At 61.0% G+C, this 11,157-nt stretch carries 7 protein-coding genes; 1 reads left to right on the plus strand and 6 read right to left on the minus strand.

Annotated elements, in window-relative coordinates:
• Positions 1-33: 33 nt before the first annotated feature.
• The 6 genes from mdtD to betI all read right to left on the minus strand — a co-directional run bounded on the left by mdtD (position 34) and on the right by betI (position 8,757).
• On the minus strand, positions 34-1,461 hold the full coding sequence (gene mdtD, locus TU81_RS20065) for a multidrug transporter subunit MdtD (protein WP_048396367.1): 1,428 nt from the start codon (positions 1,459-1,461) through the stop codon (positions 34-36).
• A 174-nt stretch (positions 1,462-1,635) separates the two neighbouring features.
• The gene (locus TU81_RS20070) at positions 1,636-2,985 is read right to left on the minus strand and encodes a TldD/PmbA family protein (protein ID WP_048396368.1); all 1,350 of its coding nucleotides are present in this window, start codon (positions 2,983-2,985) and stop codon (positions 1,636-1,638) included.
• On the minus strand, positions 2,985-4,427 hold the full coding sequence (locus tag TU81_RS20075) for a TldD/PmbA family protein (protein WP_038981088.1): 1,443 nt from the start codon (positions 4,425-4,427) through the stop codon (positions 2,985-2,987). Before TU81_RS20075 ends, TU81_RS20070 begins: the two co-directional genes overlap by 1 nt.
• A gap of 283 nt (positions 4,428-4,710) precedes the next feature.
• Positions 4,711-6,414 (minus strand): choline dehydrogenase, encoded by a 1,704-nt coding sequence (gene betA, locus TU81_RS20080; protein ID WP_048396369.1) that lies wholly within the window; start codon positions 6,412-6,414, stop codon positions 4,711-4,713.
• Positions 6,415-6,584: 170 nt separating this feature from the next.
• Complete coding sequence (gene betB / locus TU81_RS20085) at positions 6,585-8,057, minus strand: betaine-aldehyde dehydrogenase (RefSeq protein WP_030130227.1); 1,473 nt, start codon at positions 8,055-8,057, stop codon at positions 6,585-6,587.
• A gap of 106 nt (positions 8,058-8,163) precedes the next feature.
• Entirely contained in the window at positions 8,164-8,757 is a 594-nt protein-coding gene (gene betI, locus TU81_RS20090) for a transcriptional regulator BetI (RefSeq protein ID WP_038981092.1), read from the minus strand.
• A 379-nt stretch (positions 8,758-9,136) separates the two neighbouring features.
• On the opposite strand from betI, the gene TU81_RS20095 reads away from it, so the two are divergent.
• Positions 9,137-11,086, plus strand: a complete 1,950-nt coding sequence (locus TU81_RS20095) for a BCCT family transporter (protein WP_231983824.1) — start codon at positions 9,137-9,139, stop codon at positions 11,084-11,086.
• The last annotated feature ends 71 nt before the right edge of the window (positions 11,087-11,157 follow it).

The raw sequence follows: 11,157 nt of genomic DNA on the forward strand, positions 1-11,157 counted from the left end.
TCGCGCAGTGTATCAGTCCCATGGCCATTCGCCCTAAGGCTCTATGTGCTGTTCCGGACGTTTGACGCGCCGTCCGTCTTCTCTCGACAGCTGCGAAAAGATCGTTGCAGCCAGCATCGCCATGATTCCGACCGTCACGAACGTCAGCTGGAACGCGCCCAGAACCGTGCTCACGCCGTCATTGCCGATCTCTGCGGTGAAGCCGCCGAGCAGGGCGCCGGCGCAGGCCACACCGAGGCTCAGGGACAATTGCGCGACCACCGACAGCAAACTGTTGCCGCTGCTGGCGCTGGCGTCGTCGAGGTCGATCAGCGTGACGGTGTTCATTGCGGTGAACTGCAAGGAGTTGATCGCCCCCAGAATCGCCAACTGAGCCAGCAGCAGCCAATATGGCGTCTGCTCGCTGACCAGGCCCATGCTTGCCAGCATGATCCCCAGCGCCAGTGTGTTGCCGGTCAGCACGGTGCGGTAGCCGAAACGTTCGATCAGCGGCCGCGCCACCGACTTGGCGACCATCGCGGCCGCAGCCAGGGGCAGCATGCTCATCCCGGCCTGTGACGGCGAATAACCCAGTGCCACTTGCAGCAGTAACGGTACCAGGAACGGTAATGCGCCGCTGCCGAGGCGAGCGAACAGGTTACCGAGGATGCCCACGGCGAAGGTCCGGGTCTTGAACAGTGATGGCGCAAACAGCGGATTGTCGATGTGCCCGGCCCGCAGCCAATACGCCGCCAGACACGCCATGCCGCCAAACAGCAACAACATCACCCGCAAGTGCGGCAGGTGCAGTTCGCCGAGGCCTTCCATGGCGATGGTGATCAGCACCATCGCCGCGCCGAACAGCAAGAAGCCCAGGCTATCGAAGCGGGTGCGCTCGCTGCCGCGCAGGTCGGGAATGAATTTCCATACCGCGTAGCAACCGAGGACGCCCACCGGCAGGTTGATCAGAAAGATCCAGTGCCAGGTCAGGTATTGCACCATCCAGCCGCCCATGGTCGGGCCGATCAGCGGGCCGAGCAGGCCGGGGATGGTAATGAACCCCATGATCCGCACCAGCTCCGAGCGCGGATAGGCGCGCAGCACCACCAATCGACCGACCGGCAGCATCAAGGCGCCACCGAGGCCCTGAATCACCCGGGCGCCGATGAGCATGCTCAGGGTGTTGGACAAGGCGCAGAGCAATGAGCCGAAGCTGAACAGGAGGATCGCACCAAAGAAGATTTTCCGGGTGCCGAAGCGGTCGGCGATCCAGCCGGAGGCGGGGATCAGTAAGGCGACGGTGAGCATGTAGGCGATGATGACGCCTTGCATGCGCAGCGGGTCTTCGGCCAGGTCCCGGGCCATGGCGGGGAGGGCGGTGTTGAGGATCGTCCCGTCGAGGGACTGCATGAAGAAGGCAATGGCCACAACCCACGGTACCCAGCGGGCGGTGACAGCGTCGAGAGGTGGGCGGTTGGGCATGGGACCTCTTTGTCAGGTAGTGCTCGGTCCCTGTGGCGAGGGGGCTTGCCCCCGTTCGGCTGCGTAGCAGTCGTAAATCCGGTGAATGCGGTCTGTCTGACGGAGCGCGTTTGCCGGTCTGGGGCCGCTTCGCAGCCCAACGGGGGCAAGCCCCCTCGCCACAAGGTTTTGTGTTTACAGGGTCAGGGTCAATCGGCTGACGAGCGCACCGGGCAACAACGCCGAGGCCGTGGCCCGCTGACTGTAGGTGCTGGCCGACAACATCAGCTCACGTTCCTCGGTCAATGCTTCCAGCTGAGAACCGAGCAGGCTGTAGACGCTGTCATCGAAACGCATGGTGCTGACCGGTGCCTGAATCTTGCCGTTCTCGACCCAGAAGGTCGCAAACCGTGTCATGCCGGTCAGGCGCGCCGCCGGTTGGTCCGAGTAGTTCAGGTACCACAGGTTGCTGATGTAGAGCCCGGTGCCGAGGCGCTTGAGGATGTCCGCCTGCTCCAGATTGCCGCCTTGCATGACCAGCGCCGTCGGGTATTCATGGCTGCTGGCGCCGTTGGCAGCGAGGCCGTATTCGGCGGCGCTGCGCGAATTGATCAGTCGGGCATTGGCCATGCCTTTGGCGATCAAACCCAGATCATCGCGAGGATAACCTTCGTCGGAAAACGCCGGGCTCAAGGAACCGCTGACCTGCTCACTCAACCATACGTTAGGGCTGAAGCAGGCTTCGCTGGCGTAGAACTTCTGCAATGGGCTCTGTTTGCTGGCAATCGCCTGGGCCGAAAACCCGCCCCAGCTCAACATGCCCATGATTTCTTCCAGCGCTGCCGGCGCCAGGTAGGCGCGGTATTCGCCGGGCGGCAGCGTGCGCAATGGCCGACCCAGAAACGCCAATTGCTCGCGGGCCTGCTGGAAGCGCCTGGCAAACCCTTCGCTGTTCCAGTCATGCCCGGCATAACTGGCTTTCACTGCCTGACCGTTTTCATGAAACAGGCTGAAATCGAAGTTGAAACTGTTGGCCTGATGCCAGCCGAACGCGCCCGAGGAACTGGCGAAACCGCGACTGATCGGCCCGGCGGCATAGAAGCCGACCAGATCCAATCCTTCGGCAGCTTGAGTGATTTCAGCGACCACTTGTTCGGTGTCCGGCAGCGGATGCTCCTGCACGTTGTTGCTCTGCCAGTCATTCTGGTTAAGCAGCAGGTACGGATCCTGAGGCAACAGTGGCAGGGTTTCGCGCAACTGTTGCAGACCTTCGGCCAGACGCTGAAGATCGACTTCGTGGTCGCCCGACAGCGTGATGTTCAGATCGGCATGACGACCATCGTTAATCAGTTTGAACCCGACACTCGCCTGCTGCACCTGCCCGGCCTGACGGACCTTGGCGTGGTTGAAACGCACGAAAGCCGACGACTCGGCGGCGTAGCTGAGGGTGAATTGCTCCGGCGTGCGCAGTGCATCGCGCAGCCGATTGACCAGGTCCTTGAATGACTCGGCCTGGCTATTTGAAGTGCTCGTGGAAGTACTCATCAGGCGTCTCCTCCAAACACATCCACATTGCTGAACACACAGGCCGGCGACGCATGGCCAACGCGGATCACCTGGTTCGGTTCGCCCTTGCCGCAGTTAGGCGTGCCTAGCACTTTGACGGTGTTGGCATCGCCGACAGCGCTGAGGCTTTTCCAGAATTGTGCGGAAATCGCCCGGTAGTTCGGGTTCTTCACCACACCCTTGAGTTCGCCGTTTTCGATCAACTGGCCCCATTCGCAACCGAACTGGAATTTGTTGCGCGCATCGTCGATGGACCACGAACGGTTGGTGCTCATCAAAATGCCGTGCTCGATACTGCCGATCAGTTGCTCAAGCGACTGATCGCCGGGCTCGATGTTGAGGTTGGCCATGCGGTCGATCGGCGGGCGGTTCCAGCCGCAGGCGCGGCTGTTGGCAACGCCATCCATGCCGGCGCGAAATTGCGACAGCGCACCGCCCAATGGCCGCAGCAGCAAACCTTCTTTGATCAGAAATTGCTTGCTGGCGGCGCTGCCATCGTCGTCGTGACCGTAGCTGGCGAGCTGCTCGGGGATGTCCGGGTCGAACGTCACGTTGAGTAGCTCGGAGCCGTATTGCAGGCTGCCGAAGTCTTCTGCCTTGACGAAACTGGTGCCGGCATAATTGCGCTCATCGCCCAGGATGCGGTCCAGTTCCAGCGGGTGACCGATGGACTCGTGGATCTGCAGCATCATCTGGTCGGGCATCAGCAACAGATCGCGCGGGCCCTGCGGGGTGTTTGGCGCCAGCAGCAATTGCAGCGCCTGATCGGCGACTTTCGGGCCGGCGCCGATCAGGCCGCAACGGCTGATCACATCAAAGCCGCCCTGCTGGCCGAAGTTCTCGCGGCCCAAGGTGCGGGTCTGGCTGTCGCTGCCGTCGTAGGCGGTGACGTCCATGCTCGGGTAGACGAAACGCTGGGCCTGACGCAATTCGGCACCGGCGCTGTTGAGGTAGATTTGCTCGACGTTGGTGATGCCGATGCTCGCCTGCCAGTTCACCAGTCGCTCGTCCTTGGGCACGGCGGCGGATTCGGCGCTGAGCAATTGGTAGCAATCGCTCAGGGACGGAAAGGGCTGGTCGAAGTTGGGCGAGAAATAGTCGGCGCGGTCGCTGGAGACTGCTTGCTCACGCAGGTCGAGCAGGGCGTGAGGCTTGAGTCGTCGGGCTTGTTGCTCGGCTTTCTCCAGCGCGGCTTGCAGGCCGGATTGGGACAGATCGTTGGTGGCGGCATAGGCTTCGATACCGTTGACCCGAACGGTCAGCATCGCGCCTTCGTCACGGCTCAGGCTCGGCGGTTCGGCGACGTTCTTGCGCACCGACAGGTACTGGCCGGACTCGCGCACATAACGCAGCGAAAAGAATTCAGCGCCCGTGCGCAACGCAGCAAAGCGCTGCTTGAGCTGGGGGTGGAAATCGAACATTCGGGAACCTCCTTGGTATGGAGTTGCGATGTATCGGTATTGCGAGGGGGTGAAGCGTTTGCGTGGCGCTAGATTAGGCCTGGGCGGGGGGTAGATCAAGGGCGGAGCGGTGTAGGGAGGGGTTGCCCGGTGTATGGCATGAAGTTATGTGTTGTTTGGTCGGGCCCCTTCGCGAGCAAGCCCGCTCCCACATTAGATCGGTAGTGAACACAGATTTTGTGAACATCGGAGATCAACTGTGGGAGCGGGCTTGCTCGCGAAGGCCGCGCCTCGGTATTACGACTTACTGAGCAGTCAGGCTCACATCCCGCAACGGCTTGCCGCGCACCGGTGCATCACCGGCCACGAAGTAGGCGGCCTTGCTACGCGGCAATGGCTTGCGACCGCGGATCTTGTCGGCGATTTTCTCGGCCATCATGATCGTTGGCGCGTTCAGGTTGCCGGTGGTGATGATCGGCATGATCGAGGCATCGACCACGCGCAGGGCTTGCATACCGTGCACACGACCTTCGCCATCGACCACGGCCATCTCGTCGGTGCCCATCTTGCACGAGCAGGACGGGTGGAACGCGGTTTCGGCGTGTTCGCGGATGAACTTGTCCAGCTGCTCGTCGGTTTGCACGTCGATGCCCGGGCTGATTTCGCGACCACGGAAGGCGTCCAGCGCTGGCTGCTGCATGATTTCACGGGTCAGGCGGATGCCGTCGCGGAATTCCTGCCAGTCCTGCTCGGTGGCCATGTAGTTGAACAGAATGCTCGGGTACTCGCGCGGATCCTTGGACTTGGCCTGGATGCGACCGCGGCTTGGCGAACGCATGGAACCCATGTGCGCCTGGAAGCCGTGTTCTTTCACACCGTTGCTGCCGTTGTAGTTAATCGCGACCGGCAGGAAGTGGTACTGAATGTTCGGCCAATCGAATTCCGGACGGGTGCGGATGAAACCACCGGCCTCGAACTGGTTGCTGGCGCCGATGCCGGTGCCGTTGAACAGCCACTCGGCGCCGATGGCCGGCTGGTTGTGCAAGAGCAGCGACGGGTACAGCGAGACCGGTTGGGTGCAGGCGTATTGCAGGTACAGTTCAAGGTGATCCTGCAGGTTTTCGCCAACGCCCGGCAGGTCGTGGACCACCGGAATGTCGAGCTTGTTCAGCAGTTCGGCCGGGCCGACACCGGAGCGTTGCAGAATCTGCGGCGACGCGATGGCGCCGGAGCACAGCAGCACTTCCTTGCGGGCGCGGGCTTCAACGCGCTCTTCAGCGGCGCCGATCAGGTAACGCACGCCGACCGCACGCTTGCCTTCGAACAGGATCTTGTCGGTCAGGGCATGGGTGACGATGGTCAGGGTCGAGCGCTTCTTGGCGACGTCCAGGTAACCGCGCGCGGTGCTGGCGCGACGGCCGTTCGGCGTCACGGTGCGGTCCATCGGGCCGAAACCTTCTTGCTGGTAGCCGTTCAGGTCTTCGGTACGCGGGTAACCGGCTTGCACACCGGCTTCAACCATCGCGTGGAACAACGGATTGTTGCCGGCTTTGGGCGTGGTCACGCTGACCGGACCGTCGCCACCGTGGTAGTCGTTCGGGCCGATGTCACGGGTTTCAGCCTTGCGGAAATACGGCAGGCAGTCGAGGTAGCTCCAGTCTTCCAGACCGGGCAGCTTCGACCAATTGTCGTAGTCCATCGCGTTACCACGGATGTAGCACATGCCGTTGATCAGCGAAGAACCACCCAGGCCCTTGCCGCGACCGCATTCCATCCGGCGACCGTCCATGTGTGGCTCTGGATCGGTTTCGTACGCCCAGTTGTAGCGACGACCTTGCAGCGGGAACGCCAGGGCGGCCGGCATTTGCGTACGGAAATCCAGACGGTAATCCGGGCCGCCCGCTTCGAGCAGCAGGACGGTGACGCCTTCGTCTTCAGTCAGACGGGTCGCCAGGGTGTTACCGGCCGAGCCGGCACCGATGATGATGTAATCGAATTCTTGGGACATTGAATGCACCCTCTTTGAAGTTGGTCAGGTCGGCGAGTGCTTCGCACTCGATCGCGGGCAAGCCACGCGCCCACAGGGATCGGGGGCACCGCAGATTTGGCGAACGACGCCAAACCTGTGGGAGCTGGCTTGCCTGCAATAGCGATCTCGCAGGCGAAGCAAATACCGCCTTAGAAAACCGAGGCGTAATCGCCCAGTTCGACCTGTACCGATTTGATGCGTGTGAAGTTGTTCAGCGAGCTGATGCCGTTCTCACGACCCACGCCCGACTGCTTGTAGCCGCCGACCGGCATCTTGGCGTCGGACTCGCCCCAGGCGTTGATCCAGCAGATACCGGCTTCCAGTTGATGGATCACACGGTGAGCGCGATTCAGGTCCTTGGTGACAACACCAGCCGCCAAACCGAACTCGGTGTCGTTGGCACGACGGATCACTTCTTCTTCGGTTTCGTAAGTCAGGATGCTCATCACCGGGCCGAAGATTTCTTCGCGAACGATGGTCATCTCGTCGGTGCAATCGGTGAACACGGTCGGAGCCACGAACGCGCCTTTGGCGAACTCGCCGTCGGTCAGACGATCGCCGCCGCACAGCAGGCGAGCACCTTCTTCCTTACCTTTGGCGATGTAACCCAGCACGCTTTCCATGTGGGCGAAGCTGACCAGCGGGCCGAAGTTGGTGTTCTCGTCTTCCGGGTTGCCAACGCGGATGCGGGCAACGCGTTCAACGATCTTGGCTTCGAAAGCGGCTTTCAGGTGGCTCGGTACGAACACGCGAGTGCCGTTGGTGCAGACCTGACCGGAGCTGTAGAAGTTGGCCATCATCGCGGTGTCGGCGGCGCGATCCAGGTCGGCGTCGTCGAAAATGATCAGCGGTGACTTGCCGCCCAGTTCCATGGTCACGTCTTTCAGCGACGAAGCGGAAGCGCTGGCCATGACCTTCTTGCCGGTGTCGGTGCCGCCGGTGAAGGAGATTTTTTCGATGCGTGGATGTTCGGTCAGCCACGTGCCGACTTCACGGCCACTGCCGGTCAGAACGTTGAACACGCCAGCCGGAACGCCAGCTTCGGTGTAGATCTCGGCCAGTTTCAGGGTAGTCAGGGAAGTGACTTCGCTTGGCTTGAAGATCATCGCGTTACCGGCCGCCAGGGCAGGCGCGGATTTCCACAAAGCGATCTGGATCGGGTAGTTCCACGCGCCGATACCGGCCACGACGCCCAATGGCTCGCGACGGGTGTAAACGAAAGACGTGGTACGCAGCGGAATCTGCTCGCCTTCGATGGCCGGCACCAGGCCTGCGTAGTACTCCAGCACGTCAGCGCCGGTGACGATGTCGACGTAACGGGTTTCGGAGTACGCCTTGCCGGTGTCCAGGGTTTCCAGGGCGGCCAGTTCATCGTTGCGCTCGCGCAGGATGTCGACGGCACGACGCAAGATGCGCGAACGCTCCATGGCGGTCATTGCAGCCCAGATTTTCTGGCCCTTTTCGGCGCTGACCACAGCGCGCTCAACGTCTTCCTTGGTCGCACGTTGTACGGTTGCGAGGACTTCACCGTTAGCCGGGTTGATGGCTTCGAAAGTGGCGTCGCTGCTGGCGTCACTGTAGCCGCCATCGATGTAGAGTTTTTGCAGTTCGAAACGGGCCATAAAGTCCTCGCAAGTGCATAAGTGGTTGGCGTTGACCACCGGGCGAGCCGTGTAGCAGTGGCATCGCGGTCGGTAGCGGTTCAGGGGTTGAGCGATTATGTGTGCTCTAACTCACCTGCTTGGCCAGTTGGAAATCCATGTATTCGTAAGCGATCTGGTGCGCCTGCCCGGTGTCGAAAGCATCTCCCGACAGCGCGCCGCGCAACCACAAACCGTCAATGAGGGCTGCCAGGCCGCGGGCGGCGGTGCGCGCATCATCGAGCGGCAACACACGGCGGAACTGGCAGCACAGGTTGGAATACAGACGGTGATCGTTGATCCGCTGCAACCTGTGCAATGACGGGTGGTGCATGCTGGTGGCCCAGAAGGCCAGCCAGGTTTTCATTGCCGGGCCATTGACCTGGCTGGCGTCGAAGTTGCCTTCGATAATCACCTGAAGGTGAGCCCGTGGGCTGGCGTCCTCCAACGCCTGACGGCGCGCGGTGACGTTCTCGCTGAGGACACTCATCAGATACTGCGCCGTGGCGGCGATCAGGCCGTTCTTGTCCTGAAAGTAGTGACTGATGATGCCATTCGAGACACCGGCCAAACGGGCGATCAGCGCAATGCTGGCGTCCCCCATGCCGACCTGATCGACGGCCTGTAACGTGGCTTCGATCAATTGCTGGCGGCGGATGGGTTGCATACCGACCTTGGGCATCTTGCACATCTCCTTAGGCCTTCCCGTAGACGAATAACGGCTACCGGGTTGAGGGCCAGTCTATTTTGTTTTGATTGAACGTTCAATCAACAAAGAATAAGATCTGCGACAAATCGTCGCTGCTTACAGATTTTTCCTACGTGTAAATGGCGATAAACCGACATCCAAAAATGCTCGAAACCCATACGCGCAGGCGTCCCAAGGGTTTCGGGCTTTTTTCGGGGTGTCTTTATATCACCCGCCGGTCGGCTGCCAACTAACCGATTGGTCGGGTACCGCGTTGCCTTGTGTTCTTCTCTCGCACTGCCGGAGCATCTGTGCCATGAGTTCTGCCTCTCTAATAAAGACCCCACCCGATAAGGTGACGGTCAACGGTTGGGTGTTCTACACCTCTACCGCGCTGATCCTGCTGTTGACCGCCATTCTGATCATCGCCCCGCAAGAGGCCGGCAGAATGCTCGGCATTGCCCAGGCCTGGTTGTCCCGCAGCTTCGGCTGGTACTACATGGTGGTGATCGCCGCTTATCTGGTTTTTGTGGTTGGCCTGGCGTTTTCGTCCTACGGCAAACTCAAACTGGGCAGCAAGGACGACACCCCGGATTTCAGCTACGGCGCCTGGGCGGGGATGCTGTTCTCGTCGGGTATCGGCATCTCGTTGCTGTACTTCGGTGCTTCCGAGCCGCTGGACCATTACTTCAACCCGCCGGAAGGCGTGGCCGGCAGCAACCTTGCGGCCCGTCAGGCGGTGCAGCTGACGTTCCTCCATTGGGGCCTGCATGGCTGGGCGATCTACGCACTGGTCGGCCTGGCCGTGGCGTACTTTGCTTACCGTCATAACCAGCCGCTGGCGTTGCGGTCGGCGCTGTATCCGCTGGTCGGCGAGCGTTGGGTCAAAGGCGCGGCCGGTCATGCGGTGGACGGCTTCGGCATGTTCGTGACCCTGCTGGGGCTGGTGACGAACCTGGGGATCGGTTCGCTGCAAGTGTCGTCGGGGCTGGAAAACCTGTTCGGCATGGAACACAGCAACACAAACCTGCTGATCGTGATCATCGTGATGAGCACCGTGGCGACCATCGCCGCTGTGTCCGGCGTGGAAAACGGCATTCGCCGCCTGTCCAACCTGAACATCGTGCTGTTCAGCGGCCTGCTGATTTTCGTGCTGTTGTTCGGCCCGACTTTGCATCTGCTCAACGGCTTTGTGCAGAACATCGGCGACTACCTGAACGGCGTGGTGCTGAAGACTTTCGATCTCTATGTGTACGAAGCCGACAATGCCAAATCCGAGCGCTGGTTGGGCCTGTGGACTCTGTTCTACTGGGCCTGGTGGATTTCCTGGGCGCCATTCGTAGGCATGTTTATCGCGCGTATTTCCCGTGGTCGCACGGTGCGTGAATTGGTGGCCGGCGTGCTGCTGATTCCGCTGGGCTTCACCCTGGCATGGCTGTCGATCTTCGGTAACTCGGCCCTGGACCTGGTGATGAACCATGGGGCGGTGGAGCTCGGTAAGACGGCGCTGCAACAGCCGTCGATGGCGATCTACCAGTTGCTTGAGCATTACCCAGCGTCGAAAATCGTGATCGGCGTGTCGATTTTTGTCGGCTTCGTGCTGTTCCTGACCCCGGCGGATTCCGGTGCGGTGATGATGGCCAACCTTTCCTGCAAGGGCGGCAATGTTGACGAAGATGCGCCGCACTGGCTGCGGATTTTCTGGTCGGCGGTGATCACTCTGGTGACCATCGGCCTGTTGTTCGCCGGTAACTTCGAAGCCATGCAAACCATGGTGGTGCTGGCGGGGCTGCCGTTCTCGGTGGTGCTGGTGTTCTTCATGTTCGGCTTGCACAAGGCCATGCGCCAGGACGTGCAGATCGAACAGGAGCAAGCGGAGCTGGCGGCGCGTGGTCGTCGTGGTTTCAGCGAGCGCTTGACCCAGCTGGATCTGCAACCGAACCAGTCGATCGTTCAGCGTTTCATGGACAAGCACGTCAGCCCGGCACTGGAAGATGCTGCGGTGCAATTGCAGGGTCAGGGTCTGGATGTGCAGACGTTGCTGGGCAAGTCGAAACGCTGCATGGGCGTGCGGATCGAGATGGAAGAGGGCAACCCTTTTGTCTACGAAGTGAGCCTGGACGGTTATCTGGCGGCGGCGAGTGATACGGTGTCTGCTGAAAGCGCCGATGAACCGCGCGCACGTTACTACCGCGCCGAGGTGTACCTGCACAACGGCAGCCAGGACTACGACCTGATGGGCTTCACTCAGGATCAGATCACCCGTGACGTGCTCGATCAGTTTGAAAGCCATCGGCAGCTTCTTGGTCGGGTTTATAGCTGAGGTGAGTGGCGCGGTGTTTCAGTGACACCGCGTCGTATTCTTCGCGAGCAAGCCCGCTCCCACATTGGATC

This window comes from Pseudomonas lini (genome assembly GCF_001042905.1).
Lineage (GTDB): Bacteria > Pseudomonadota > Gammaproteobacteria > Pseudomonadales > Pseudomonadaceae > Aquipseudomonas > Aquipseudomonas lini.

Bases quoted from the DNA above. Each gene is read 5' to 3' on its own strand.
- TU81_RS20075 (WP_038981088.1), bottom strand. From the start codon at position 4,427: ATGTTCGATTTCCACCCCCAGCTCAAGCAGCGCTTTGCTGCGTTGCGC.
- mdtD (WP_048396367.1), bottom strand. From the start codon at position 1,461: ATGCCCAACCGCCCACCTCTCGACGCTGTCACCGCCCGCTGGGTACCG.
- betA (WP_048396369.1), bottom strand. From the start codon at position 6,414: ATGTCCCAAGAATTCGATTACATCATCATCGGTGCCGGCTCGGCCGGT.
- TU81_RS20070 (WP_048396368.1), bottom strand. From the start codon at position 2,985: ATGAGTACTTCCACGAGCACTTCAAATAGCCAGGCCGAGTCATTCAAG.
- betI (WP_038981092.1), bottom strand. From the start codon at position 8,757: ATGCCCAAGGTCGGTATGCAACCCATCCGCCGCCAGCAATTGATCGAA.
- betB (WP_030130227.1), bottom strand. From the start codon at position 8,057: ATGGCCCGTTTCGAACTGCAAAAACTCTACATCGATGGCGGCTACAGT.